Raw genomic sequence first — 24,670 nt, 5'->3', positions numbered from 1 at the left:
GTGTTAGGCCTGCCGCCAGCGTTCAATCTGAGCCATGATCAAACTCTTCAATTTAAGTTTGATGCTCAAAGAATTAAACTTCGTAATGAATTACGTGTTCACTCTGAGACTTGGTATTTCTTTTTTGTCTTGCGACATTTAAGAATCCGTATCTTCGAGTGCCCACACAGATTGTCTGATAAATTGTTAAAGAGCAGTGCAACGCGGCTTTCGCTCACCGTTGCGAGGTGGCGTATATTACGCTTTCCTCTTTCAGAGTCAAGCGTTTATTTTCGCTTTTCTCCGCCGGCATTCCCGGAGGAATTCCTGCTGACCCGGCGGCTTGTAATCCGTTGTTCCGTGTCAGTGGTGGCGCATTATAGGGATCTCTTTTTTTTGCACAAGCCTTTTTTAGATCTTTTTTTCTGACTGTTGTTTTTTCATTCTTATTGCTGTGATCCTGCTCGATCTGCTTAAATTTTGACGTATAAGAGGCTTGATACCGTCAGGTAAAGCCGCCAAAGTTATTATTATCGTGAGTTTTAGCAGAGGTAATCATGTCTACAGTTCTACGTCCTTATAAAGATCTTTTCCCAAAAGTGAGCCAGCGCGTGATGATTGACCCCACCAGCGTCATCATCGGTGATATTCGTTTAGCCGAAGATGTCGGTATCTGGCCACTGGTCGTGATCCGCGGCGATGTTCATTATGTAGAGATTGGAGCCCGTACTAATATCCAGGATGGAAGCGTGCTGCACGTTACGCATAAATCCTCTTTCAAGCCCGAAGGAAATCCTCTTCTTATTGGCTCGGATGTAACGATTGGGCATAAAGTCATGTTACATGGATGCACGATAGGTAACCGCGTACTGGTGGGGATGGGATCGATTTTACTTGATGATGTAGTCGTAGAAGATGACGTAATGATTGGTGCCGGCAGTCTGGTTCCCCAGAATAAGCATCTGGAGAGTGGGTATCTTTATCTTGGTAGTCCGGTAAAACAAATCCGTCCCCTTAAAGAGGCAGAGATTGCCGGATTAAAATATTCCGCTAATAACTATGTAAAGTGGAAAGATGAGTATCTGGATCAGGATAACCAGATCCAGCCCTGATCGTCTTCTTGCTGATCCTGAATAAGCCCTTCGGCCTCCTCTTCAAGGTCCCAACGCTGTTCCTGAAATATTGCAAGCCACTTTGCAGGCGTATTACCACCAAATCGCTGCGCCAGCGTTGCTCCTTTTATGGCACACGTCAGCTGCATACCGCTGACCAGTGCCGGGAAACATACTGCCTGACGGTCCTCTTGCCACTCCTCGCGATCCGGAAACTGAATAGCCTGATTCATTTTCTCAGTTCCCGCTCCAGCTTTTCTATAACGGGTAGCACATCGGGCAACAATCCGTGCCACAAAAGTACCGCATGCGCAGCCTGGCCTACCAACATTCCCAGGCCGTCCGCGCAATGATGGGCACCGTGCTGACGGCACCATTCGAGGAACGGCGTATCCCCTTTCTGATAAAACATATCGTAGCAATAGATCTCAGGACGAATTAAAGAGGCAGGGATAGCAGGTATATCGCCCGTGATGCCGCTGGATGTCGCGTTAATAATAAGATCAAACTCATGCCCATCCAGTTCATTCATTGATAGCGCTTTGATGCTACCTGTATGTGCAAAGAGCTGCGCCAGTTCCCCGGCTCGGGCAGAAGTACGATTAGTGATGGTTAAGGCACAGTCCAGAGAAAGTAGCGGCAATAACACGCCGCGTGACGCACCGCCTGCACCAATCAATAAAATACGCGCGCCGGGTCTGATAAATCCCAGTCGTTGCAGGTCGCTGAGTAAGCCGATGCCGTCAGTGTTATCTCCCAACAGCCGACCATCTTTAAGGCGCTTAAGGGTATTCACCGCTCCGGCTAATGCGGCTCTTTCTGTCAGCTCGTCGGCACGAGCGAAGGCTTCTTCCTTAAAGGGCACGGTAATGTTCGCACCCTGTCCTCCCGCAGCAAAGAAGTCATCCAGTGTTGAAACGAAGTTATTCAACGGAACAAGAATACGTCCATAAGGATGTTTTATCTGCAACTGCGCGGCAAACTGTTGATGAATAAAAGGCGATTTACTGTGTGCTATCGGATGGCCGAATACGGCATAGGTTTCCATCGAGTTATCCCTGTCGAAACTGCTGACCCGTCAGAGCATCACGGATTTCTGACGGATTAAGACGTCCTCCTGTAGTGCCTTCTACCACAGGAAAGTCGTCGCCAAATTGCGCCCGGACTTCTTCTACAGTACGGCATGGTGGGAGCGTTGTCAGATTCGCGCTGGTTGATACCAGCGGTTTTCCGTACGCCTTACATAGCTCCACCACCAGCGGATGGTCGGTAACACGCACTGCCAGCGAATCAAAACGCCCCGTTAGCCAGGATGGCGTTGACGCTTTGGCCGGAAAAACAAACGTTACGGGTCCTGGCCAGCAAGCGAATATCGCTTCACGCTGTGCAGGTGTCAGCATTTCATCATTTATGTAGGGCTGAAGCTGCGCAAAACTAGCGGCAATAAGGATTAATCCTTTCTCTACAGGGCGCTGCTTGAGTGTCAGCAAACGCGTCACGGCTAATTCACTATCAGGATCGCAACCCACCCCAAATACGGCTTCGGTAGGATAGGCGATCACATGTTGATTATTCAGTATGGCTACCGCATCAGCGATAGCCTTAGAAGGCAGGTTATTGTTCACTATTCTGTTCCGCCGCTACCGGCTTTCCACATTGTTTACTTGCACAAAAGAGTCTGACGCCCTGTGCGGTTTTCTTTTCTATTAATAGCGGGTAATGACACTCAGGGCATTTACCCGCTACTGGCTTGAAATTAATAACAAATTGGCATTCAGGATAGCGATCGCATGAGTGAAATGTTTTGCCAAAACGAGAACGCCGCTGGACAAGATGTCCGGCCTGACACTGCGGACAGGTGATGGCGGTATCATCTGGCTTATCAATAACTTCAGTGTGTCCACACTCCGGATAGCGACTACATCCGATAAACATTCCAAAGCGCCCCTGACGAAGCACAAGTACTGCTTCGCATACAGGGCAAGATTGCCCCTCCAGAACTTTCACGATATGCCCGTCAGCCTGGCTTTTTAAAGGCCGTACGTAATCGCATTCCGGATAATGGGAACAACCAAGAAACGGACCGTGTTTCCCGGACCGAATAACAAGTTCAGCCCCGCACTGTGGGCAGGGCTCATTTTTACGCACTGCAAAAAGTGCTGATTTGGCCATAACAGTTCTTAGAAGCTGCACAAAAGATTAGTGCAGCATACCTTCATTCACCTCAAAGAGTAATTCTTCCATCTGCTGGTAAGCATTTTCACAGCCTGGAATATTAAACAGAACCATCAGGATCACCCATTTCAGATCGTCCAGTTCGAATTCTGCTGTATCCAGAGCTAACACGCGCTCGATGACCATTTCCCGCGTATCAAGGTTGAGCACCTGAATTTGCTCCAGGAATAGCAGGAATCCCCGACAACTTGCATCCAGTCGTTCACATTCTTCAGCAGTATAAATACGCACTGAGAGTGGATCGGAAGCGAGCTGCATCGGTTCGACAAGACCTTCCTGATAGTCAGCCAGCTTTTCGAGCCATACTAAAGCGCTGTAAATATCTTCACGGTCGAAACCAGCGTCAGTGAGATCCCGCGTCAGTTTATCCTGGTCCACACGCATCTCTGCTTCGTTATGGATGTAAGTCTCAAACAAATACATTAGTACGTCGAACATGGCTTGCCCTCCTTAATCGGACATAGCCGCCGGGTACAGCTGCGATCCACCCTGCTAACTCCAGTTCAAGTAGCTGAGCCACTGTCATTGGCACAGGTTGGCCGGCACGTTCAGCGACGACGTCAACAGGTGTTACCTCATCTCCTACGTTAGCCAGGAGCTCAGGAAATGGCAATGCTGCGGCTTCGAGTTCAGAAGAATAAATTGCAATTTCTGCTTTATCTGGCAGCGATCGGGGCTTAAGTTGCACGTTTTCAAGGATATCCTTAAGCGCAGTTACGGGAATAGCACCCTGCTTAATTAACCAGTGTGGTCCCTCACTGCCTGGATTACCCAGTGGTCCCGGTAGTGCGAATACCTCCCTTCCTTGTTCGGATGCGCAGCGTGCGGTTACAAGCGAGCCGCTGCGAATGGCCGCTTCTACCACCAGCACGCCAAGACTTAATCCGCTAATAATGCGATTACGCTGGGGAAAGTGTTCAGGTCGGGGTGGTGCTGACAGAGGAAACTCGGAGATAACTGCTCCTCCGGAATGGACAATAGCCGCGGCCAGCGAAGTATGGCTACGCGGATGGACGGAGAATAAGCCATTTCCCAACACCGCTATACTTTTTCCTTTTACCCTGAGCGCTGAGGTATGTGCTATACCATCAATGCCTCTGGCAAGTCCGCTGGTAATAATCACACCATTGGAGGCCAGTTCCTGACTAAAAATCTCACCCCAGCGTTGCCCATACCATGAATGGTTACGACTACCAACGATAGCCATTTGCGAGGCAGCCAGACAATCGGCCGAGCCATTAATAAAGAGTGCACCCGGATAGTCACTTATTGCCCGCAGCTGTGGCGGATAACGGGGATCGTCAGCCACCACCAGATGATGTTCAGGGTGATCAAGCCACATCATGATGCGTTCAATTTCCGGGGACGACAGCGCCATAAATGCGACGCTTTGCTTTGGCGTAAGGCCTGCCGCCAGCAAGAGTGCATTATCAATATGTAACTGCTTCATAAGATGGTGCGCCAGACTAACCATCCGATCGCCATAAAGCTGACGAATATTTATCAGCCGGAGCCAAATTTCAGTGGGCGTCATCCATTTCCCCTTGCCAAAAATACTTTTAACAATCTTTGCGATTGGTCACTGATGCTGTCAATCAGCAGGGGATTTGTCTAGAATAGAGGTAATAATCTTTTCAACTCCTGAACACAACTCTGGAAATTTATGGCAGTTTTGCACGTGTTACATATTCCCGACGAGCGTCTTCGCAAAGTCGCTGAGCCGGTTAAAGAAGTGAATGCAGAAATTCAGCGTATCGTTGATGATATGTTCGAAACGATGTACGCCGAAGAAGGCATCGGTTTGGCTGCAACTCAGGTCGATATTCATCAACGTATCATCGTGATTGATGTTTCTGAAAACCGCGATGAGCGTCTGGTGCTGATCAACCCGGAGCTTTTGGACAAAAATGGCGAAACAGGTATCGAAGAAGGTTGCCTGTCTATTCCTGAGCAGCGTGCGCTGGTCCCGCGTGCAGAAACCGTCAAAATCCGCGCGCTCGATCGTGACGGTAATACTTTTGAGCTGGAAGCAGGCGGCCTGCTGGCGATCTGTATTCAGCATGAAATGGATCATTTAGTGGGTAAACTTTTTATCGATTATTTATCGCCACTTAAACAGCAGCGTATTCGTCAAAAAGTTGAAAAACTGGATCGGATGAACGCCCGGGCGTAAGGATAAGGAATATCGTGTCAGAAAAACTTCGCATTATTTTCGCGGGTACTCCCGACTTCGCAGCGCGTCATCTTGACGCGCTGTTGTCATCTGGACATCAGGTCATCGGCGTATTTACTCAGCCCGACCGTCCAGCAGGACGTGGCAAAAAGTTGATGCCCAGCCCGGTAAAAGTTCTGGCGCAAGAAAAAAATATACCGGTATTCCAGCCTGCCTCGTTGCGCCCGCAGGATAACCAGCAGCTTATTGCTGACCTCAATGCCGACGTTATGGTTGTCGTGGCCTATGGGTTGATCCTGCCAAAACCGGTGCTGGACATGCCTCGCCTCGGCTGCATTAATGTCCACGGCTCGCTGCTACCGCGTTGGCGCGGTGCCGCGCCAATCCAGCGCGCTTTATGGGCTGGCGACAGCGAAACAGGCGTAACCATTATGCAAATGGATGTAGGCCTGGACACGGGTGATATGCTTCACATGCTCTCCTGCCCGATTACTACAGATGACACCAGTGCCACGCTGTATGACAAATTAGCGCATCTTGGTCCGCAGGGCCTGATTGAGACTTTGCACCAGTTAGCGACAGGTCGCGCGCAACCGCAGGTACAGGATGAAGCACTGGCAACGTATGCACAAAAACTGAGCAAAGAGGAAGCCCGCGTTGACTGGTCTCTGTCTGCCCGGGAGCTTGAACGCTGTATTCGGGCATTTAACCCATGGCCAATGAGCTATCTGATTATTGACGATCAACCGGTGAAGATTTGGAAAGCATCCGTAATCGATACCCAAAGTGATAGTGCGCCAGGCACCATTATTGACGCAACGAAACACGGTATTCATGTTGCAACAGTTGATGGTGTGCTGAATCTTGAGTCATTACAGCCCGCCGGTAAAAAAGCAATGAGTGCCCAGGATTTGCTGAACTCTCGTCGGGAATGGTTCGTTCCAGGCAGTATATTGTCCTGACGTTTATCTATTCATAAGCCCGGCGTTACCGGGCATTTTTATTTTTGCGGTTATGAAAAAACAATTTAATTTACGCAGCATGGCGGCCCAAGCCGTTGAACAGGTACTTGAGCAAGGCCAGTCATTAAGCCAGGTATTGCCTGCACTGCAGCAAAAAGTGTCTGATAAAGACCGCGCTCTGCTGCAGGAATTATGCTTTGGCGTTTTGCGCACCCTTCCCCAGCTTGACTGGCTTATCAATAAGTTGATGTCACGTCCAATGACGGGCAAACAGCGTACGGTCCATTATTTGATTATGGTCGGTTTCTATCAGCTGCTGCATACCCGAATCCCACCCCATGCTGCGCTTGCAGAGACGGTCGAAGGCGCAGTAGCTATCAAGCGCCCTCAGTTAAAAGGCCTGATTAACGGCGTGTTACGTCAGTTTCAACGTCAGCAGGAGACGCTGCTTGAAGAATTTGCCAGCAGCGATGCACGTTTTCTACATCCCTCATGGCTATTAAAACGCCTACAAAAAGCCTATCCGACGAAGTGGCAAGCAATTGTCGATGCTAATAACGCACGCCCGCCGATGTGGTTGCGCGTGAACCGTAATCATCATACCCGAGATAGCTGGCTTACATTGTTGGCAGAAGCTGGAATGGAAGGTCATCCACATGCTGATTATCCTGATGCTGTTCGCCTCGAATCTCCGGCTTCCGTTCTTGCGTTACCGGGCTTTGACCAGGGCTGGGTGACCGTACAGGATGCCTCCGCACAGGGATGCATGGCGTTTCTTGAGCCACAAAACGGTGAACGTATTTTGGATCTCTGCGCGGCTCCGGGGGGGAAAACAACGCATATTCTGGAAGTGGCTCCTGATGCTCAGGTGCTGGCTGTTGATGTTGATGAGCAGCGACTTTCCCGGGTATATGACAATCTTAAACGACTTGGCATGAAAGCAGAGGTAAAACAAGGCGACGGGCGCACGCCAGCACAATGGTGTGGCGATCGGCAGTTCGATCGCATTCTGTTAGATGCTCCCTGCTCTGCAACTGGCGTGATCCGCCGTCATCCCGACATAAAATGGCTGCGCCGTGACCGGGATATTGCTGAACTGGCAAAACTTCAGGCAGAAATACTGGATGCCATCTGGCCACATCTGAAACGGGGCGGAACGCTGGTTTATGCGACTTGTTCGGTGCTGCCAGAAGAAAATAGTCAGCAAGTTGCGGCCTTTCTGACACGGACCCTGGATGCACGCCTGAGTGTTACCGGTACGCCAGAGCATCCCGGCCAGCAAAATCTACCGGGTGCAGAAGATGGCGATGGCTTCTTTTACGCTAAGCTAATCAAACAGTGAAGATAACGGATCGCGACTGATGAAAATTATTATTCTGGGTGCAGGGCAGGTCGGCGGTACGCTGGCAGAAAACCTCGTCGGGGAAAATAACGATATTACCGTCGTGGATACGAATGGTGAACGTCTGCGCATACTACAGGATAAGTTTGATTTGCGCGTAGTTCAGGGGCACGGCTCGCATCCTCGGGTACTGCGGGAAGCAGGCGCGGACGATGCAGATATGCTGGTCGCCGTGACCAGTTCAGATGAAACCAATATGGTCGCGTGCCAGGTTGCCTACTCACTATTCAATACCCCAAACCGTATTGCCCGCATTCGTGCTCCGGACTATGTACGCGATGCTGAAAAATTGTTTCACTCTGAAGCCGTGCCTATCGATCACCTGATTGCCCCTGAGCAACTGGTCATCGACAGTATTTATCGTCTGATCGAATACCCTGGTGCATTACAAGTAGTCAATTTTGCTGAGGGGATGGTCAGTCTGGCAGTCGTAAAAGCCTATTATGGCGGCCCGCTGGTGGGAAACGCGTTATCAACTATGCGTGAGCATATGCCGCATATCGATACGCGCGTAGCGGCTATTTTCCGTCACGATCGTCCCATTCGTCCTCAGGGTTCAACTATTGTGGAAGCAGGTGATGAAGTATTTTTCATTGCGGCATCACAGAACATCCGCGCAGTGATGAGTGAATTACAACGACTGGAAAAACCGTATAAACGCATCATGCTGGTGGGCGGGGGAAATATTGGCGCGGGGCTGGCGCAGCGTCTGGAAAAAGATTACAGCGTTAAACTAATCGAGCGGGATCAACAACGGGCCGCAGAGCTGGCTGAAAAACTGCAAAATACCGTGGTCTTTTTTGGTGATGCATCGGATCAGGAGCTGCTGGCAGAAGAGCATATCGATCAAGTGGATCTTTTTATTGCCGTAACCAATGATGATGAAGCAAATATCATGTCGGCCATGCTGGCTAAACGCATGGGCGCTAAAAAAGTCATGGTACTGATCCAGAGGCGGGCCTATGTCGATTTAGTCCAGGGCAGCGTAATTGATATCGCCATTTCCCCGCAACAGGCGACTATCTCGGCTCTACTGAGTCACGTTCGTAAAGCCGATATCGTAGGCGTTTCTTCTCTGCGACGGGGCGTCGCTGAAGCTATCGAAGCTGTAGCACATGGCGATGAAAGCACCTCACGCGTTGTAGGCCGCGTTATCGATGATATCAAATTACCGCCGGGCACTATCATAGGCGCTGTAGTCCGCGGCAACGACGTGATGATCGCTAATGATAATCTGCGTATTGAACAGGGCGATCACGTTATTATGTTTTTGACTGATAAAAAATTTATTACTGACGTTGAGCGCCTTTTTCAGCCCAGCCCCTTCTTTTTATAATGACTACCAGGCATTCACTGGATGCCTGCTGTTATCTTCTTTAACCCTCTGGTTAATATGGAATATCCTTATTAACATTCAGTTTTCATGAATGGAAATTATGATGACATTTGTTAAACTTATTACTATCTGAAGGTGTTGAGGAGAGAAAGATGAGTTTTTTTAAAGAGTTCCGTGAATTTGCAATGCGCGGAAACGTGGTTGATTTGGCCGTTGGTGTGATTATCGGCGCGGCGTTCGGTAAAATCGTATCGTCTCTGGTCGCCGATATCATTATGCCACCGCTGGGATTACTTATTGGTGGCGTAGATTTCAAACAGTTTGCACTCACATTACGCCCTGCTACTGGAGATACGCCCGCAGTAATTATGCACTATGGGCTCTTTATCCAGAATATTTTTGATTTTGTTATCGTAGCCTTTGCCATTTTCCTGGCGATTAATGTAATCAATAAACTGCATCGCCGTAAAAAAGAAGAACCAAAAGCGCCGCCTGCCCCCTCTAAAGAAGAAGTATTATTGACGGAAATCCGTGACTTGCTTAAAGAACAGAATAATCGCTCTTAAAGGTCTTTAAAGTAAGAAGGCCAGTGGTAAAAAAGCGATTCGCTTGTTTGCCACTGGCCTCCCAGTTCCCTTTCTTACCGTGTTTCGCTTTACGCAAAAAGCTTCCCTTTCCCTTTTTATTTTTTTCAACACGCTGCCTGAATAACGGATCGTGTAATAGGGCTTCAAGCGCATTATCGTTTATCTGCCCTTTAGTATGCTGATAGCGACTCATAATATCTCCGAAATTGTCATAAAAAACGGCACGAGTGTAGATCTCTGTAGTGAAGAAATCAACACTCCTTAACCAGGCCGCTCGCCCCTTGTTCCAGTGCCTCAAGGATCGAGCAGTACACGCTGCTATGCGCCGTACCACAGCAGGCATCGTTTAGCCTTTGCAAAGAGCGGCGCATGATTTGCAGCTCCTCAATTCTTGCCTCGACATCTGCCAGACGGCTTTGCACAATACTTTTTGATTCCTGACAGGTGTGGTGCTCAGGATCGATCCGGATCGATAAAAGCTCACGAATGGATTCAAGTGTAAATCCCAGCTGCCGGCCATGGCGGATAAACTTGAGGCGCTGGAGATCTTGCTCGCTATATAGCCGAAAACCGCCATCTGTGCGCACTTCATGATCCATCATTTGTTGCTTTTCATAATAGCGGATGGTGTCAGGCGTCACTTCCGCCAGTTTAGCCAGCTCTCCGATACGATACATCATTTTTCCTCACTTACTTTATGCAGCAATCTGTCGGCATATTCACCATGGAGAAAATCTGTGTGGATCCCCGCCTGACGCAGTTTTAACTCAAGCAACAGCAGATGACGATTAATCTCGCAATATTCTGCACTGTCGCGCTGAACATTTTTTAGCAGATCAGCAAGTTTGATAGCGTCTTTACGCTGTTGGAGCTCCGGCGGCAAACATCCGGCATTCTTTAATAGCCGATATCCTGAACGAAGATCTTCCGGTACGTGTGAATCATCATCGAGGATCAATGGTTTACCGCTTCCCGAAAGATTATCAAACTCACCATTACGTTGAGCGTCAAGGATGTGACGTTCTGCCCACTGATCCATTAATAACATAAAGATTCTCCAGGGGATGAGCAAAAAGGGTACAACATTTTCAACAGGTAGGGATATTAGGGATATAAAAAAACCCGCCGAGGCGGGTTTTTTCATGTTACTACAGATTACTCTGCAGCAGCTTCTGCTTTCGACTCAGAGCGATCAACCAGCTCGATGTATGCCATCGGCGCGTTGTCGCCTGCACGGAAGCCACACTTCAGAATGCGAGTGTAACCACCGGCGCGGCTCGCGAAACGCGGGCCCAGCTCGTTAAACAGTTTTGCCACGATCTCGTTATCACGAGTGCGGGCGAATGCCAGACGACGATTAGCAACGCTATCAGTCTTGGCAAGAGTAATCAGCGGCTCAACTACGCGGCGCAGCTCTTTCGCTTTAGGCAGGGTCGTCTTGATGATCTCATGACGAACCAGTGAACCTGCCATATTGCGGAACATAGCCTGGCGATGGCTGCTGTTGCGGTTCAGTTGACGACCACTCTTACGATGGCGCATGACCTTATCCTTCTCAGTAAAACCTTAACCTGCGATCCGGTTACTCGTCAGCAATGCTTGCCGGCGGCCAGTTTTCCAGGCGCATGCCCAGAGACAGTCCACGCGAAGCGAGCACGTCTTTAATCTCGGTAAGAGATTTTTTACCCAGGTTAGGCGTCTTAAGAAGCTCAACCTCGGTACGCTGTACCAGATCACCGATATAATGGATAGCTTCTGCCTTAAGGCAGTTAGCAGAGCGGACAGTCAATTCCAGATCGTCAACAGGGCGCAGCAGGATCGGATCGAATTCTGGTTTCTCTTCTTTCACCTCTGGCTGACGTACATCACGTAAGTCAACAAAAGCTTCCAGTTGTTCAGCCAGGATGGTTGCCGCACGACGAATCGCCTCTTCAGGATCGATTGTGCCGTTGGTTTCCATTTCGATGACCAGCTTGTCCAGGTCGGTACGCTGCTCTACGCGCGCTGCTTCAACATTGTAGGCAATACGCTCTACAGGGCTGTAGCATGCGTCGACTAGCAGACGGCCGATCGGGCGCTCATCTTCTTCCGAATGAATTCGGGTAGACGCCGGCACATAACCACGGCCGCGCTGAACTTTGATACGCATACTAATAGATGCGTTCTCATCGGTCAGGTGGCAGATCACGTGCTGCGGCTTGACGATTTCGACATCACCGTCGTGGGTGATATCGGCTGCAGTCACAGGGCCAATGCCAGATTTATTCAAGGTAAGAATAACTTCATCTTTTCCCTGAACTCTCACCGCCAGCCCTTTCAGGTTGAGCAGGATTTCCAGGATATCTTCCTGAACGCCTTCTTTGGTGCTGTACTCATGTAGTACACCATCAATCTCAACCTCGGTCACCGCGCAACCCGGCATCGATGAGAGCAGAATACGGCGCAGTGCGTTACCCAGAGTATGGCCAAAGCCACGCTCTAAGGGCTCAAGGGTCACCTTGGCGTGCGTCGAACTCACTTGCTCGATATCTACCAGGCGCGGTTTTAGAAACTCTGTCACAGAACCCTGCATTGTGTCCTCTCTTTGGTACTAAGCTTTACTTGGAGTAAAGCTCGACGATCAGGTGTTCGTTAATGTCCGCAGACAGATCAGAACGCTCAGGCTTACGCTTAAACGTACCTTCCATCTTGCCAGCATCAACTTCCAGCCAGGTTGGCTTTTCACGCTGCTCAGCCAGCTCCAGAGCGGCTTTCACGCGAGACTGCTTCTTCGCTTTCTCACGAATGCTAACAACGTCATTCGCTTTAACCTGATAAGAAGCGATGTTAACAACACGACCGTTTACCATAATGGCTTTATGGCTAACCAGCTGACGTGACTCTGCACGAGTGGCGCCGAAGCCCATACGGTATACAACGTTGTCCAGACGACCTTCCAGCAGAGCCAACAGGTTTTCACCGGTGTTGCCTTTCAGACGTGCTGCTTCTTTATAATAGTTACGGAACTGACGCTCCAGCACACCGTAGATACGGCGAACTTTTTGCTTTTCACGCAACTGCACACCATAGTCAGACAGACGCGGTTTACGCGCACCGTGCTGGCCAGGAGCTTGTTCAATTTTACACTTGGTATCGATCGCGCGAACGCCAGACTTAAGGAATAAGTCGGTGCCCTCACGACGGCTCAGCTTGAGCTTAGGACCCAAATATCTTGCCATTTTCTTTCTCCAACAAACCTGGAAAACGAAGCGTTATACGCGGCGTTTCTTCGGCGGACGACAACCGTTATGAGGGATCGGAGTCACATCAGTAATATTAGTGATGCGGAAACCAGCGGCATTCAGAGCACGAATAGTAGATTCGCGGCCTGGACCCGGACCTTTAACCATAACTTCCAGATTCTTGATACCGTATTCTTTTACAGCATCAGCGCAACGCTCTGCTGCAACCTGAGCTGCAAACGGAGTAGATTTACGCGAACCACGGAAACCGGAACCACCGGCTGTTGCCCAACCCAGCGCGTTACCCTGACGATCGGTAATGGTCACGATGGTGTTGTTAAAAGAAGCATGGATATGAGCCACGCCGTCAGAGACTTGTTTTCTTACACGCTTACGTGCACGAACTGGTGCCTTTGCCATTATTCAATCACCCCGATTATTTCTTGATCGGTTTGCGCGGACCCTTACGGGTACGTGCGTTGGTCTTGGTACGCTGGCCGCGAACCGGGAGACCACGACGATGACGCAAACCGCGATAGCAACCAAGATCCATAAGACGCTTGATGCTCATGCTAACTTCACGGCGCAGATCACCTTCAACGACAAATTTGGCAACTTCGTCACGCAGCGTGTCGATTTGTTCTTCAGACAGCTCACTGATCTTAACATTTTCAGCGATACCCGCTGCAGCCAGAATGGCTTTAGAACGGGTCTTGCCGACACCGTAGATCGAAGTTAATGCGATCACGGCGTGTTTTTGATCAGGAATGTTAATGCCTGCTATACGGGCCACTATGCACTCCTACTATTTAATATGTACGCACCATGCTGAAAAGCCCGTTTTCAGGATACTCGGATGGAAACGTACAGACATACAAAAGATTGGCTGGCTAATCTAGCCAGCTCAACCCAACTTTGCAAGAAAAATATGCGAATAAATCAGCCTTGGCGCTGTTTATGCTTCGGCTCGGCACTGCAAATCACACGGATGACACCATCACGCTTAACGATTTTGCAGTTACGGCATAATTTCTTGACGGAAGCACGAACTTTCATTTTTACTCTCCGTAACTTCTCGAGCGACCTTTAGCGGCTATAGCCTTTGAGGTTCGCCTTCTTCAATGCAGACTCATACTGACTAGACATCATCAGAGTTTGCACTTGAGCCATAAAGTCCATAATCACAACAACAACGATAAGTAACGAGGTCCCACCAAAGTAGAACGGCACTTTCATTGCATCACGCATGAACTCCGGGATCAGGCAGATAAAAGTAATGTACAACGCACCAATCAGAGTCAGACGGGTCATTACTTTATCGATATACTTCGCCGTTTGCTCTCCCGGACGAATTCCTGGTACAAATGCACCGGACTTCTTCAGGTTATCTGCTGTTTCACGCGGGTTGAAAACCAACGCCGTATAGAAGAAACAGAAGAAGATGATTGCAGACGCATAGAGTAACACATAAAGCGGTTGCCCAGGCTGCAAATACAGCGAAATTGTTGTCAGCCAGTTCCAACCGGTACCGCCCCCGAACCATGACGCGATGGTCGCCGGGAACAGAATAATGCTGGAAGCGAAGATTGCCGGGATAACCCCTGCCATATTCACTTTCAACGGTAAATGTGTGCTCTGTGCAGCATACACACGACGACCCTGCTGACGTTTTGCGTAGTTTACCACAATACGGCGTTGACCACGCTCAACAAATACAACAAAGAACGTCACTGCAAATACTAATACTGCAACCAACAGCAACAGGAGGAAGTGCAGGTCGCCTTGACGCGCTTGCTCGATAGTATGGGCAATGGCTGGCGGGAGTCCCGCAACGATACCAGCGAAGATAATGATTGAGATACCGTTACCGATACCACGCTCAGTAATCTGTTCGCCAAGCCACATCAGGAACATAGTCCCTGTAACCAGACTTACAACAGCGGTGAAGTAGAATGCAAAGCCTGGATTCATTACCAGACCTTGCATACCAGGCATATTCGGTAAACCGGTAGCAATACCGATTGACTGGAATATCGCCAGCACCAGAGTGCCGTAACGGGTGTACTGACTAATCTTACGACGGCCAGACTCCCCTTCTTTCTTAAGTTCTGCCAGCGGTGGATAAACCACCGTCAGCAGCTGCACGATAATCGATGCCGAAATATACGGCATGATACCTAGTGCAAAGATTGAAGCACGGCTGAGAGCACCACCAGAGAACATGTTGAACATTTCAATGATGGTGCCTCGCTGTTGCTCAAGCAGTTTGGCAAGTACAGCGGCATCAATACCAGGGATCGGAATGAAAGAGCCAATACGGAACACAATAAGCGCACCGATTACAAACAACAGTCTGCGTTTCAGCTCGCCTAAGCCACCTTTGGCACTTTGAAAATCTAATCCCGGTTGTTTAGCCATCTGCTACTTATTCCTCGATTTTACCGCCAGCAGCTTCGATAGCAGCACGAGCGCCTTTAGTCACGCGCAGGCCACGAACAGTTACCGGAGTCGAAACTTCACCAGACAGGATCACTTTCGCGAACTCGATCTGAATACCGATAATGTTAGCTGCTTTCAGCGTGTTAAGGTCTACTACACCGCCTTCTACTTTCGCCAGGTCAGACAGACGGACTTCCGCTGTGATCGCTGATTTGCGAGAAGTGAAGCCGAATTTCGGCAGACGACGGTACAGAGGCATCTGGCCGCCCTCGAAACCACGACGTACGCCACCGCCAGAACGAGAGTTCTGACCTTTGTGACCACGACCGCCGGTTTTACCGAGGCCAGAACCGATACCACGACCCAGGCGTTTACCCGCCTTTTTAGAGCCTTCGGCCGGAGACAGAGTATTTAAACGCATCTCTTACTCCTCAACTTTAACCATGAAGTAAACCGCGTTGACCATACCACGAACAGCGGGAGTATCCTCGCGTTCTACGGTGTGACCAATACGACGCAGACCCAGGCCAAGCAGCGTTGCCTTGTGTTTCGGCAAACGACCGATTGCACTGCGGGTTTGAGTAATTTTAATAGTCTTTGCCATGGTTTATTTCCCCAGAATTTCTTCAACGGATTTACCACGCTTGGCAGCGACCATTTCTGGAGAATTCATATTTTCCAGGCCATCAATAGTTGCACGAACCACGTTAATCGGGTTGGTGGAACCATATGCTTTAGCCAGTACGTTATGAACTCCAGCAACTTCCAGAACGGCGCGCATTGCACCACCGGCGATGATACCGGTACCTTCGGAAGCTGGCTGCATGAATACACGAGACCCTGTATGCACACCTTTAACCGGGTGCTGCAGAGTGCCGTTGTTCAGCGCGACATTAATCATATTGCGACGGGCTTTTTCCATCGCTTTCTGGATCGCTGCTGGAACTTCACGCGCTTTACCGTAACCAAAACCAACACGACCGTTACCGTCACCCACTACAGTCAGAGCTGTGAAGGAGAAAATACGACCGCCTTTTACGGTTTTAGATACGCGGTTAACCGCGATCAGCTTTTCCTGCAGTTCGCCAGCTTGTTTTTCGATGTGAGACATCTTACACCTCTACCTTAGAACTGAAGGCCAGCTTCACGGGCAGCATCTGCCAGTGCCTGGACACGACCATGATATTGGAACCCGGAACGGTCAAAGGACACATCTTTGATGCCTTTTTCCAGAGCGCGTTCGGCGACAGCTTTACCCACAGCTGCTGCAGCGTCTTTGTTACCGGTGTACTTCAGTTGTTCAGCGATAGCTTTCTCAACAGTAGAAGCAGCTACCAGAACTTCGGAACCGTTCGGTGCGATTACCTGTGCGTAAATATGACGCGGGGTACGATGTACCACCAGGCGAGTCGCACCCAGCTCCTGGAGCTTGCGGCGTGCGCGGGTCGCACGACGGATACGAGCAGATTTCTTATCCATAGTGTTACCTTACTTCTTCTTAGCCTCTTTGGTACGCACGACTTCGTCGGCGTAACGAACACCCTTGCCTTTATAAGGCTCAGGACGACGGTAGGCGCGCAGATCTGCTGCAACCTGACCGATCACCTGCTTATCAGCGCCTTTCAGCACGATTTCAGTTTGAGTCGGACATTCTGCAGTAATACCTGCCGGCAGCTGATGTTCAACAGGGTGTGAGAAACCTAAAGACAGGTTTACTGCATTCCCTTTGATTGCTGCACGATAACCTACACCAACCAGCTGCAGCTTCTTAGTGAAGCCTTCGGTAACACCGATAACCATTGAGTTCAGCAGGGCACGCGCGGTACCAGCCTGAGCCCATGCGTCTACGTAACCATCACGCGGACCGAAGGTCAGTGCATTGTCTGCATTTTTAACTTCAACAGCATCGTTGAGAGTACGAGTCAGCTCGCCGTTTTTACCTTTGATCGTAATAACCTGACCGTCGATTTTTACATCAACGCCGGCAGGAATAACGACCGGTGCTTTAGCAACACGAGACATTTTTTCCTCCGATTAGGCTACGTAGCAGATAATTTCGCCACCAAGACCAGCCTGGCGCGCTGCACGATCAGTCATAACACCTTTAGAGGTAGAAACAACTGCGATACCCAGACCCGCCATAACTTTCGGCAGCTCATCTTTACGTTTATAGATGCGCAGACCTGGGCGACTGATACGCTGAATGCTTTCTACAACAGCTTTACCCTGGAAATACTTAAGAGTAAGTTCCAGTTCCGGCTTGGTGTCGCCTTCAACTTTAAATTCTTCAATAAAGCCTTCTTCCTTCAGCACGTTGGCGATTGCCACTTTCAGCTTGGAGGAAGGCATGGTGACCGCAGCTTTATTCGCGGCCTGACCGTTACGGATACGGGTCAGCATATCCGCGATCGGATCTTGCATGCTCATCTGTCTTTACTCCCGTGATTCAATTGGTGACAATTACCAGCTAGCCTTTTTCAGACCCGGGATTTCACCGCGCATAGCGGCTTCACGGACCTTAATACGGCTCAACCCGAACTTCCGCAGGAAAGCGTGCGGACGACCAGTTTGACGGCAGCGGTTACGCTGACGAGACGGGCTGGAATCACGCGGCAGAGTCTGCAGCTTGAGAACAGCATCCCAACGATCTTCGTCGGAAGCGTTCACATCAGAGATGATTGCTTTGAGTTCAGCGCGTTTAGCGAAGAATTTTTCAGCTAAAGCCACGCGCTTTACTTCGCGTGCTTTCATTGATTGCTTTGCCATGAACGTAACCCTGGTTTACTTGCGGAACGGGAAGTCAAAGGCAGCCAGCAGAGCACGGCCTTCTTCGTCAGATTTCGCGGTAGTGGTAATGGTAATATCCATGCCACGTACGCGATCGACTTTGTCATAGTCGATTTCTGGGAAGATGATCTGCTCACGGACACCCATGCTGTAATTGCCACGACCGTCGAATGACTTAGCGGACAGGCCACGGAAGTCACGGATACGCGGTACAGCAATAGTGATCAGGCGCTCAAAGAACTCCCACATGCGTTCGCCACGCAGAGTTACTTTACAGCCGATCGGATAGCCCTGACGGATTTTGAAGCCTGCAACTGATTTGCGTGCTTTGGTGATCAACGGCTTTTGACCGGAGATTGCTGTTAAGTCAGCTGCTGCGTTATCCAGCAGTTTCTTATCAGCGATCGCTTCACCAACACCCATGTTCAGGGTGATCTTCTCGACCCGAGGGACTTGCATGACAGAATTGTAGCCGAACTCTTCAAGGAGTTTTTTGACTACTTCGTCTTTGTAGTAATCATGCAGTTTCGCCATCGTACTACTCCAAATTACTTGATAGTTTCGCTATTAGACTTGAAGAAACGGACTTTTTTGCCGTCTTCGAATCTAAAGCCTACACGGTCAGCCTTGCCGGTTGCCGCATTGAAGAGAGCAACGTTAGAAACCTGAATAGCAGCTTCTTTTTCAACGATGCCGCCTGGTTGGTTCAGAGCCGGAACCGGCTTCTGGTGTTTCTTAACCAGGTTGATACCTTCAACGATGACCTTGCCGGAAGACAGGACATTCTTAACTTTACCGCGCTTACCTTTATCTTTACCGGTTAACACGATAACTTCGTCATCACGACGGATTTTAGCTGCCATGATTCGCTCCTTAGAGTACTTCTGGTGCCAGAGAGATAATTTTCATGAACTTTTCAGTACGAAGTTCACGAGTTACCGGCCCAAAGATACGCGTGCCGATTGGCTGCTCACTGTTATTGTTTAAAATAACGCATGCATTACCATCGAAGCGAATGACAGAACCGTCAGGGCGACGAACACCCTTTCTGGTGCGCACCACTACCGCCTTCAGCACATCGCCTTTTTTGACCTTACCACGCGGAATTGCTTCCTTGATGGTGATCTTGATGATGTCGCCGACGCCTGCGTAGCGACGGTGCGAGCCACCCAGAACCTTGATACACATTACGCGACGTGCACCGGAGTTGTCGGCGACGTTCAGCATAGTCTGTTCTTGGATCATTTCAGTGCTCCGCTAATGTCAACTACTACCTGAGACTCCAAATTCAGAGCCATTAAAAAGCCCCATATATCGAGGGCGCGGCATTATAACACCACTTTTCGAATATGGGTAGAAAAAATAAACGGCCCAGTTTTGAGCCGTTTATTTGTATCAAGCACGGTACTGTATTACAGAACCGCTTTCTCTACAACTCGAACCAACGTCCAGGACTTAGTCTTGGACAGCGGACGGCATTCACGGATTTCAACCTTGTCGCCGATACCACATTCGTTGTTCTCGTCGTGTACGTGCAGTTTGGTCGTACGTTTGATGAATTTACCGTAGATCGGGTGTTTCACAAAACGTTCGATAGCAACAACAATGGATTTCTCCATTTTGTCGCTAACAACGCGACCTTGCAGAGTACGGATTTTATCGGACATTACGCACCCGCCTTCTCAGTCAGTAAAGTCTTAACGCGTGCGACATCACGACGCACTTGCTTCAACAGGTGAGACTGTTGCAGCTGGCCACTTGCTGCCTGCATACGCAGGTTAAACTGCTCGCGCAGTAAGTTCAGCAGTTCGGCGTTCAGCTCTTCAACGCTTTTCTCACGCAGCTCTTTTGCTTTCATTACATCACCGTCTTAGTTACAAAGGTGGTTTTAATCGGCAGTTTCGCTGCTGCCAGCTTGAATGCTTCACGGGCCAGCTCTTCCGGTACGCCGTCCATTTCATACAGGACTTTACCCGGCTGAATCAAGGCAACCCAATACTCTACGTTACCTTTACCTTTACCCATACGCACTGCCAGCGGCTTTTCAGTGATCGGTTTGTCCGGGAATACACGGATCCAGATCTTACCTTGACGCTTAACTGCACGGGTCATAGCACGACGTGCTGCTTCGATCTGACGGGCAGTCAGACGACCACGGCCAACAGCTTTGAGACCGTAAGTGCCGAAGCTAACATCCGCGCCCGCAGCCAGACCACGGTTGCGGCCTTTGTGCATCTTACGGAATTTTGTACGCTTTGGTTGTAACATCAGCGACGCTCCTTATTTACGGCCTTTACGCTGCTGCTTTTTAGGTTGCGCAGCCGGTTTTTCCGGTTGTTCAACAGCAGCCATACCACCCAGGATCTCGCCTTTGAAGATCCACACTTTAACGCCGATTACACCGTAAGTGGTGTGCGCTTCAGAGGTGTTGTAGTCAATGTCAGCACGCAGAGTGTGCAGAGGTACGCGACCTTCGCGGTACCATTCGGTACGTGCGATTTCCGCGCCGCCCAGACGGCCGCTAACTTCAACTTTGATACCTTTAGCGCCCAGACGCATTGCGTTCTGTACCGCACGCTTCATAGCACGACGGAACATAACACGACGTTCCAGCTGTGAAGTGATGCTGTCAGCAACCAATTTTGCGTCCAGTTCAGGCTTACGCACTTCGGCGATATTGATCTGGGCAGGAACGCCAGCAATATCAGCTACGACTTTGCGCAGTTTTTCTACGTCTTCGCCTTTCTTACCGATAACGATACCCGGGCGAGCAGTGTGAATAGTCACACGAATGCTTTTAGCCGGACGCTCGATAACGATACGAGATACAGACGCTTTAGCCAGTTCCTTTGTCAGGTACTGACGTACTTTAAAATCGCTGTCCAGGTTGTCAGCGAATTCTTTGGTGTTCGCAAACCAGGTTGAATTCCATGGTTTTACAATACCCAGGCGAATACCATTAGGATGTACTTTCTGACCCATTGCTAGTCTCCAGAGTCTCAGCGATCGGACACAACCACAGTAATGTGGCTGGTGCGCTTCAGGATGCGATCTGCACGACCTTTAGCACGCGGCATAATGCGCTTCATGCTCGGGCCTTCGTCTACGAAAATTTTCGCAACTTTCAGATCGTCAATGTCAGCGCCATCGTTGTGTTCAGCGTTAGCAATGGCAGATTCCAGGACTTTCTTGACCAGTACAGCCGCTTTCTTATTGGTGTAGGTCAAAATGTCCAGAGCCTGCGACACTTTCTTACCGCGGATAAGGTCAGCAACAAGGCGAACCTTCTGAGCAGAAGAACGAGCGTGGCGATGTTGAGCTAAAGTTTCCATCTCTTCCTCCTACTTATTTCTTCTTGGCTTTTTTATCAGCCGCGTGACCGCGATAAGTACGGGTCGGTGCAAATTCACCCAGTTTGTGACCGACCATTTCGTCGGAAACAAATACCGGAACGTGCTGACGACCATTATGGACAGCGATGGTCAAACCGATCATGTTAGGAAAGATCGTTGAACGACGGGACCAAGTGCGCAGGGGCTTCTTGTCTCCGCTTTCCACCGCTTTCTCTACCTTCTTCAGCAAGTGCAGGTCAATAAAAGGACCTTTCTTGAGAGAACGTGGCATGGCTTATCCTCTAAAATTATTTGCTACGGCGACGTACGATGAATTTATCAGTACGCTTGTTGCTGCGGGTCTTCTTACCTTTGGTCTGTACGCCCCACGGTGAAACCGGGTGCTTACCAAAGTTACGACCTTCACCACCACCATGTGGGTGATCGACCGGGTTCATCGCAGTACCGCGAACGGTAGGACGAACACCACGCCAGCGTGCAGCACCTGCTTTACCCAGAACGCGCAGCATATGCTCAGCATTGCCAACTTCGCCCATGGTTGCACGGCATTCTGCTTCTACTTTACGCATTTCACCAGAGCGCAGACGCAAGGTGACATAAGCACCATCACGAGCAACGATCTGAACGTAAGTACCAGCGGAACGCGCCAGCTGACCGCCTTTACCTGGTTTCATTTCTACGTTATGAACGGTAGAACCAACCGGGATATTGCGCATCGGCAGGGTGTTACCTGCTTTGATTGCAGCATCAACGCCAGATTGGATCTGGTCGCCAGCTTTCAGGCCTTTAGGGGCCAGGATGTAACGGCGTTCGCCATCTTTGTACAGAACCAGCGCGATGTTCGCGGAACGGTTCGGATCGTACTCAAGACGTTCAACAACAGCCGGGATACCATCTTTGTTGCGTTTAAAGTCAACCAGACGATAAGCCTGCTTATGGCCACCACCGATATGGCGGGTGGTGATACGGCCATTGTTGTTACGACCACCGGATTTGCTGTTTTTTTCAACCAGCGGAGCAAAAGGTTTGCCCTTGTGCAGCTCTGGGTTGACCACTTTAACGACGTGGCGACGACCCGGAGATGTCGGTTTACACTTAACAACTGCCATTGTATTACTCCTCCGACTTACTCAGCGCCGCCAACGAAGTCCAGATTCTGGCCTTCTTTCAGGGTGACGTAAGCTTTTTTCCAGTCGCTACGACGACCGATACGCTGTCCGTGACGTTTAACTTTCCCTTTAACAACCAGGGTGTTAACGACTTCGACTTCGACTTCAAACAGTTTCTGCACAGCAGCTTTGATCTCTGCTTTGGTCGCGTCTTTAGCAACTTTGAGAACGATGGTGTTAGTTTTTTCCATCGCAGTAGACGCTTTTTCAGAAACGTGCGGTGCACGAAGCACCTTCAGTAAACGTTCTTCACGAATCATGCCAGCATCTCCTCAACTTGCTTAACAGCATCAGCAGTCATTACGACTTTGTCGAAGGCGATCAGGCTAACCGGGTCGATACCAGTTGCATCGCGTACGTCAACCTTGTGCAGGTTGCGCGCAGCCAGGAACAGGTTCTCGTCCAGCTCACCGGTGATGATCAACACATCTTCCAGAGCCATGTCTTTCAGTTTCTGTGCCAGCAGCTTGGTTTTCGGTGCTTCAACAGAGAACGTCTCGACAACGATCAGACGATCCTGACGTACCAGTTCGGACAGAATGCTTTTCAGCGCGCCGCGGTACATCTTTTTGTTAACTTTTTGACTGTGGTCCTGCGGACGCGCAGCGAAGGTCACGCCACCTGAACGCCAGATCGGGCTCTTAACAGAACCTGAACGCGCACGGCCGGTGCCTTTCTGGCGCCATGGCTTTTTGCCGGAACCAGTTACTTCAGCACGAGTTTTCTGAGCACGAGTGCCCTGACGAGCTCCAGCTGCATAAGCAACAACAACCTGGTGTACCAGCGCTTCGTTGAAATCACGACCGAAGGTAGTTTCGGAAACAGTCAGCGCGCTCTGCGCGTCTTTCAATACTAATTCCATTGCTATCTCCTCACGCCTTCACAGCTGGTTTAACGATCAGGTCGCAGCCGGTTGCACCCGGGACAGCACCTTTAACCAGCAGCAGGTTGCGCTCAGCGTCAACGCGTACTACGTCAAGGCTCTGAACGGTGACACGCTCGTTACCCATCTGCCCTGCCATTTTCTTGCCTTTGAACACTTTGCCCGGAGTCTGGTTCTGACCGATAGAACCCGGAACGCGGTGGGACAAGGAGTTACCGTGAGTAGCGTCCTGGGTACGGAAGTTCCAGCGCTTAACGGTACCTGCGAAACCTTTACCTTTAGAGGTACCGGTTACGTCAACTTTTTTGACTTCAGCAAACAGCTCAACGCTAATGTCCTGACCTACAGTGAACTCTTCGCCTTCAGCAAGACGGAATTCCCACAGACCACGGCCAGCTTCAACGCCAGCTTTAGCGAAGTGACCCGCTTCAGGTTTGGTTACACGGTTAGCTTTTTTAGCACCGGTGGTAACCTGAATTGCGCGGTAGCCATCGTTAGCCAGGTCTTTAACCTGAGTAACGCGGTTTGCTTCAACTTCGATTACGGTTACTGGGATAGAAACGCCATCTTCAGTGAAGATGCGGGTCATACCCACTTTTTTACCGACTAAACCAATCATTGTTTCAACCTCTCAATCGCTCGATGACCTGATTAACCCAGGCTGATCTGCACGTCAACACCGGCAGCCAGATCCAGACGCATCAGAGCATCAACGGTTTTTTCAGTTGGCTCAACGATGTCAACCAGACGCTTGTGAGTGCGGATTTCGTACTGATCGCGCGCGTCTTTGTTAACGTGCGGAGAGATCAGAACGGTAAAACGCTCTTTGCGGGTCGGCAGCGGGATCGGACCACGGACCTGCGCACCAGTGCGCTTGGCAGTCTCGACGATTTCCGCGGTTGATTGATCGATCAGACGATGATCAAACGCTTTAAGACGGATACGGATTCTTTGGTTCTGCATGAGACCAGAAGCTCCAGTTATTTATAGACGAAAAAAATTACTCCTCACACCCATTACGATTGATGGGGG

At 49.9% G+C, this 24,670-nt stretch carries 44 protein-coding genes; 7 read left to right on the top strand and 37 right to left on the bottom strand.

Annotation, left to right across the window (positions count from 1 at the left end; all coding sequences use genetic code 11):
- Both AC791_RS20665 and AC791_RS06575 read left to right on the top strand, forming a co-directional pair.
- The coding region (locus tag AC791_RS20665) for a hypothetical protein (protein ID WP_206742794.1) at window positions 1-408 on the top strand (408 nt) is incomplete at its 5' end.
- Window positions 409-536: 128 nt separating this feature from the next.
- Window positions 537-1,091 (top strand): gamma carbonic anhydrase family protein, encoded by a 555-nt coding sequence (locus AC791_RS06575; protein ID WP_049839690.1) that lies wholly within the window; start codon window positions 537-539, stop codon window positions 1,089-1,091.
- On the opposite strand, the gene AC791_RS06570 is transcribed toward AC791_RS06575, so the two are convergent.
- From AC791_RS06570 to dprA, 6 genes are read right to left on the bottom strand one after another with little or no spacing between them, the layout of a single operon-like run.
- Entirely contained in the window at window positions 1,067-1,324 is a 258-nt protein-coding gene (locus tag AC791_RS06570) for a DUF1488 domain-containing protein (protein ID WP_049839689.1), read from the bottom strand. The two genes, AC791_RS06575 and AC791_RS06570, sit on opposite strands and share 25 nt — an antisense overlap.
- Entirely contained in the window at window positions 1,321-2,139 is an 819-nt protein-coding gene (gene aroE / locus AC791_RS06565; RefSeq protein WP_049839688.1) for a shikimate dehydrogenase, read from the bottom strand. Before aroE ends, AC791_RS06570 begins: the two co-directional genes overlap by 4 nt.
- 4 nt (window positions 2,140-2,143) lie before the next feature.
- Window positions 2,144-2,716, bottom strand: a complete 573-nt coding sequence (gene tsaC, locus AC791_RS06560; protein ID WP_049839687.1) for an L-threonylcarbamoyladenylate synthase type 1 TsaC — start codon at window positions 2,714-2,716, stop codon at window positions 2,144-2,146.
- A complete protein-coding gene (locus AC791_RS19640) occupies window positions 2,706-3,263 on the bottom strand; it encodes a type I DNA topoisomerase (protein WP_072094302.1) in 558 nt (185 codons plus the stop codon). Before AC791_RS19640 ends, tsaC begins: the two co-directional genes overlap by 11 nt.
- Before the next feature lie 27 nt (window positions 3,264-3,290).
- Complete coding sequence (gene smg / locus AC791_RS06550; protein WP_049839685.1) at window positions 3,291-3,764, bottom strand: DUF494 family protein Smg; 474 nt, start codon at window positions 3,762-3,764, stop codon at window positions 3,291-3,293.
- The gene (dprA, locus tag AC791_RS06545) at window positions 3,736-4,860 is read right to left on the bottom strand and encodes a DNA-protecting protein DprA (protein ID WP_049839684.1); all 1,125 of its coding nucleotides are present in this window, start codon (window positions 4,858-4,860) and stop codon (window positions 3,736-3,738) included. Before dprA ends, smg begins: the two co-directional genes overlap by 29 nt.
- Window positions 4,861-4,989: 129 nt before the next feature.
- Here dprA and def point away from each other — a divergent pair, with 129 nt between their 5' ends.
- The 5 genes from def to mscL all read left to right on the top strand — a co-directional run bounded on the left by def (window position 4,990) and on the right by mscL (window position 9,765).
- A complete protein-coding gene (def, locus tag AC791_RS06540) occupies window positions 4,990-5,499 on the top strand; it encodes a peptide deformylase (RefSeq protein ID WP_049839683.1) in 510 nt (169 codons plus the stop codon).
- Window positions 5,500-5,513: 14 nt separating this feature from the next.
- On the top strand, window positions 5,514-6,461 hold the full coding sequence (fmt, locus tag AC791_RS06535; RefSeq protein WP_049839682.1) for a methionyl-tRNA formyltransferase: 948 nt from the start codon (window positions 5,514-5,516) through the stop codon (window positions 6,459-6,461).
- Between the two features lie 52 nt (window positions 6,462-6,513).
- Window positions 6,514-7,803 carry a 16S rRNA (cytosine(967)-C(5))-methyltransferase RsmB gene (gene rsmB, locus AC791_RS06530; protein ID WP_049839681.1) on the top strand — a complete coding sequence of 430 codons (1,290 nt, stop codon included), beginning with the start codon at window positions 6,514-6,516 and terminating at the stop codon, window positions 7,801-7,803.
- A gap of 19 nt (window positions 7,804-7,822) precedes the next feature.
- The gene (gene trkA, locus AC791_RS06525) at window positions 7,823-9,199 is read left to right on the top strand and encodes a Trk system potassium transporter TrkA (protein WP_049839680.1); all 1,377 of its coding nucleotides are present in this window, start codon (window positions 7,823-7,825) and stop codon (window positions 9,197-9,199) included.
- A 152-nt stretch (window positions 9,200-9,351) separates the two neighbouring features.
- The gene (mscL, locus tag AC791_RS06520; RefSeq protein ID WP_049839679.1) at window positions 9,352-9,765 is read left to right on the top strand and encodes a large-conductance mechanosensitive channel protein MscL; all 414 of its coding nucleotides are present in this window, start codon (window positions 9,352-9,354) and stop codon (window positions 9,763-9,765) included.
- On the opposite strand, the gene AC791_RS06515 is transcribed toward mscL, so the two are convergent.
- From AC791_RS06515 to rpsJ, 31 genes are all read right to left on the bottom strand, one after another.
- Window positions 9,740-9,979 carry an alternative ribosome-rescue factor A gene (locus tag AC791_RS06515; protein ID WP_049839678.1) on the bottom strand — a complete coding sequence of 80 codons (240 nt, stop codon included), beginning with the start codon at window positions 9,977-9,979 and terminating at the stop codon, window positions 9,740-9,742. The two genes, mscL and AC791_RS06515, sit on opposite strands and share 26 nt — an antisense overlap.
- Window positions 9,980-10,037: 58 nt before the next feature.
- On the bottom strand, window positions 10,038-10,463 hold the full coding sequence (gene zntR / locus AC791_RS06510) for a Zn(2+)-responsive transcriptional regulator (RefSeq protein WP_049839677.1): 426 nt from the start codon (window positions 10,461-10,463) through the stop codon (window positions 10,038-10,040).
- Window positions 10,463-10,834, bottom strand: coding sequence for a DUF1992 domain-containing protein (locus tag AC791_RS06505; protein WP_049839676.1), 372 nt, complete (start codon window positions 10,832-10,834; stop codon window positions 10,463-10,465). Before AC791_RS06505 ends, zntR begins: the two co-directional genes overlap by 1 nt.
- 107 nt (window positions 10,835-10,941) lie before the next feature.
- Entirely contained in the window at window positions 10,942-11,328 is a 387-nt protein-coding gene (rplQ, locus tag AC791_RS06500) for a 50S ribosomal protein L17 (RefSeq protein WP_001216372.1), read from the bottom strand.
- A gap of 40 nt (window positions 11,329-11,368) precedes the next feature.
- Window positions 11,369-12,358 carry a DNA-directed RNA polymerase subunit alpha gene (locus tag AC791_RS06495; protein WP_001162094.1) on the bottom strand — a complete coding sequence of 330 codons (990 nt, stop codon included), beginning with the start codon at window positions 12,356-12,358 and terminating at the stop codon, window positions 11,369-11,371.
- Between the two features lie 25 nt (window positions 12,359-12,383).
- Window positions 12,384-13,004, bottom strand: coding sequence for a 30S ribosomal protein S4 (gene rpsD, locus AC791_RS06490; RefSeq protein ID WP_002445357.1), 621 nt, complete (start codon window positions 13,002-13,004; stop codon window positions 12,384-12,386).
- 33 nt (window positions 13,005-13,037) lie between these two features.
- Window positions 13,038-13,427, bottom strand: coding sequence for a 30S ribosomal protein S11 (rpsK, locus tag AC791_RS06485; protein WP_001029758.1), 390 nt, complete (start codon window positions 13,425-13,427; stop codon window positions 13,038-13,040).
- A 16-nt stretch (window positions 13,428-13,443) separates the two neighbouring features.
- Window positions 13,444-13,800 carry a 30S ribosomal protein S13 gene (gene rpsM, locus AC791_RS06480; protein ID WP_049839675.1) on the bottom strand — a complete coding sequence of 119 codons (357 nt, stop codon included), beginning with the start codon at window positions 13,798-13,800 and terminating at the stop codon, window positions 13,444-13,446.
- A 146-nt stretch (window positions 13,801-13,946) separates the two neighbouring features.
- On the bottom strand, window positions 13,947-14,063 hold the full coding sequence (rpmJ, locus tag AC791_RS06475; RefSeq protein WP_000868187.1) for a 50S ribosomal protein L36: 117 nt from the start codon (window positions 14,061-14,063) through the stop codon (window positions 13,947-13,949).
- Window positions 14,064-14,093: 30 nt separating this feature from the next.
- On the bottom strand, window positions 14,094-15,425 hold the full coding sequence (gene secY / locus AC791_RS06470) for a preprotein translocase subunit SecY (protein ID WP_049839674.1): 1,332 nt from the start codon (window positions 15,423-15,425) through the stop codon (window positions 14,094-14,096).
- A gap of 7 nt (window positions 15,426-15,432) precedes the next feature.
- Entirely contained in the window at window positions 15,433-15,867 is a 435-nt protein-coding gene (gene rplO / locus AC791_RS06465) for a 50S ribosomal protein L15 (protein ID WP_039032065.1), read from the bottom strand.
- 3 nt (window positions 15,868-15,870) lie between these two features.
- Window positions 15,871-16,050 (bottom strand): 50S ribosomal protein L30, encoded by a 180-nt coding sequence (gene rpmD / locus AC791_RS06460; RefSeq protein WP_003863301.1) that lies wholly within the window; start codon window positions 16,048-16,050, stop codon window positions 15,871-15,873.
- A 3-nt stretch (window positions 16,051-16,053) separates the two neighbouring features.
- Window positions 16,054-16,557 (bottom strand): 30S ribosomal protein S5, encoded by a 504-nt coding sequence (gene rpsE / locus AC791_RS06455; RefSeq protein WP_044373820.1) that lies wholly within the window; start codon window positions 16,555-16,557, stop codon window positions 16,054-16,056.
- Window positions 16,558-16,571: 14 nt separating this feature from the next.
- Complete coding sequence (gene rplR / locus AC791_RS06450) at window positions 16,572-16,925, bottom strand: 50S ribosomal protein L18 (RefSeq protein WP_000358960.1); 354 nt, start codon at window positions 16,923-16,925, stop codon at window positions 16,572-16,574.
- Window positions 16,926-16,934: 9 nt separating this feature from the next.
- Window positions 16,935-17,468 (bottom strand): 50S ribosomal protein L6, encoded by a 534-nt coding sequence (gene rplF, locus AC791_RS06445; protein WP_049839673.1) that lies wholly within the window; start codon window positions 17,466-17,468, stop codon window positions 16,935-16,937.
- Between the two features lie 12 nt (window positions 17,469-17,480).
- The gene (gene rpsH / locus AC791_RS06440; protein WP_049839672.1) at window positions 17,481-17,873 is read right to left on the bottom strand and encodes a 30S ribosomal protein S8; all 393 of its coding nucleotides are present in this window, start codon (window positions 17,871-17,873) and stop codon (window positions 17,481-17,483) included.
- 33 nt (window positions 17,874-17,906) lie between these two features.
- The gene (rpsN, locus tag AC791_RS06435) at window positions 17,907-18,212 is read right to left on the bottom strand and encodes a 30S ribosomal protein S14 (RefSeq protein WP_049839671.1); all 306 of its coding nucleotides are present in this window, start codon (window positions 18,210-18,212) and stop codon (window positions 17,907-17,909) included.
- A 15-nt stretch (window positions 18,213-18,227) separates the two neighbouring features.
- Entirely contained in the window at window positions 18,228-18,767 is a 540-nt protein-coding gene (rplE, locus tag AC791_RS06430; protein ID WP_049839670.1) for a 50S ribosomal protein L5, read from the bottom strand.
- Window positions 18,768-18,781: 14 nt separating this feature from the next.
- Complete coding sequence (rplX, locus tag AC791_RS06425) at window positions 18,782-19,096, bottom strand: 50S ribosomal protein L24 (protein ID WP_007724317.1); 315 nt, start codon at window positions 19,094-19,096, stop codon at window positions 18,782-18,784.
- A 10-nt stretch (window positions 19,097-19,106) separates the two neighbouring features.
- Window positions 19,107-19,478 carry a 50S ribosomal protein L14 gene (gene rplN, locus AC791_RS06420; RefSeq protein WP_004160583.1) on the bottom strand — a complete coding sequence of 124 codons (372 nt, stop codon included), beginning with the start codon at window positions 19,476-19,478 and terminating at the stop codon, window positions 19,107-19,109.
- 167 nt (window positions 19,479-19,645) lie between these two features.
- Window positions 19,646-19,900, bottom strand: coding sequence for a 30S ribosomal protein S17 (gene rpsQ, locus AC791_RS06415; protein WP_049839669.1), 255 nt, complete (start codon window positions 19,898-19,900; stop codon window positions 19,646-19,648).
- Window positions 19,900-20,091, bottom strand: a complete 192-nt coding sequence (gene rpmC, locus AC791_RS06410; RefSeq protein WP_049839668.1) for a 50S ribosomal protein L29 — start codon at window positions 20,089-20,091, stop codon at window positions 19,900-19,902. Before rpmC ends, rpsQ begins: the two co-directional genes overlap by 1 nt.
- Window positions 20,091-20,501, bottom strand: coding sequence for a 50S ribosomal protein L16 (rplP, locus tag AC791_RS06405; protein ID WP_049839667.1), 411 nt, complete (start codon window positions 20,499-20,501; stop codon window positions 20,091-20,093). The genes rpmC and rplP overlap by 1 nt, the downstream gene beginning before the upstream one ends.
- Before the next feature lie 12 nt (window positions 20,502-20,513).
- Window positions 20,514-21,215 carry a 30S ribosomal protein S3 gene (gene rpsC / locus AC791_RS06400; RefSeq protein WP_000529945.1) on the bottom strand — a complete coding sequence of 234 codons (702 nt, stop codon included), beginning with the start codon at window positions 21,213-21,215 and terminating at the stop codon, window positions 20,514-20,516.
- 17 nt (window positions 21,216-21,232) lie between these two features.
- Window positions 21,233-21,565 (bottom strand): 50S ribosomal protein L22, encoded by a 333-nt coding sequence (gene rplV / locus AC791_RS06395; RefSeq protein WP_002919773.1) that lies wholly within the window; start codon window positions 21,563-21,565, stop codon window positions 21,233-21,235.
- A 13-nt stretch (window positions 21,566-21,578) separates the two neighbouring features.
- Window positions 21,579-21,857, bottom strand: coding sequence for a 30S ribosomal protein S19 (rpsS, locus tag AC791_RS06390; RefSeq protein WP_001138115.1), 279 nt, complete (start codon window positions 21,855-21,857; stop codon window positions 21,579-21,581).
- 16 nt (window positions 21,858-21,873) lie between these two features.
- The gene (rplB, locus tag AC791_RS06385) at window positions 21,874-22,695 is read right to left on the bottom strand and encodes a 50S ribosomal protein L2 (RefSeq protein WP_049839666.1); all 822 of its coding nucleotides are present in this window, start codon (window positions 22,693-22,695) and stop codon (window positions 21,874-21,876) included.
- A 17-nt stretch (window positions 22,696-22,712) separates the two neighbouring features.
- Window positions 22,713-23,015: a 50S ribosomal protein L23 gene (gene rplW / locus AC791_RS06380; RefSeq protein ID WP_000617546.1), complete on the bottom strand. Its 303-nt coding sequence runs from the start codon at window positions 23,013-23,015 to the stop codon at window positions 22,713-22,715.
- Window positions 23,012-23,617, bottom strand: a complete 606-nt coding sequence (gene rplD / locus AC791_RS06375; RefSeq protein WP_049839665.1) for a 50S ribosomal protein L4 — start codon at window positions 23,615-23,617, stop codon at window positions 23,012-23,014. Before rplD ends, rplW begins: the two co-directional genes overlap by 4 nt.
- Window positions 23,618-23,627: 10 nt before the next feature.
- The gene (rplC, locus tag AC791_RS06370; RefSeq protein WP_049839664.1) at window positions 23,628-24,257 is read right to left on the bottom strand and encodes a 50S ribosomal protein L3; all 630 of its coding nucleotides are present in this window, start codon (window positions 24,255-24,257) and stop codon (window positions 23,628-23,630) included.
- Window positions 24,258-24,289: 32 nt separating this feature from the next.
- Entirely contained in the window at window positions 24,290-24,601 is a 312-nt protein-coding gene (rpsJ, locus tag AC791_RS06365) for a 30S ribosomal protein S10 (protein WP_001181005.1), read from the bottom strand.
- Window positions 24,602-24,670: the final 69 nt, after the last annotated feature.

It is taken from the genome of Klebsiella sp. RIT-PI-d, assembly GCF_001187865.1.
GTDB lineage: Bacteria > Pseudomonadota > Gammaproteobacteria > Enterobacterales > Enterobacteriaceae > Superficieibacter.
The sequence above is the reverse complement of the archived record's forward strand: the minus strand, read 5'-3'. Positions and strand labels throughout refer to the sequence as shown.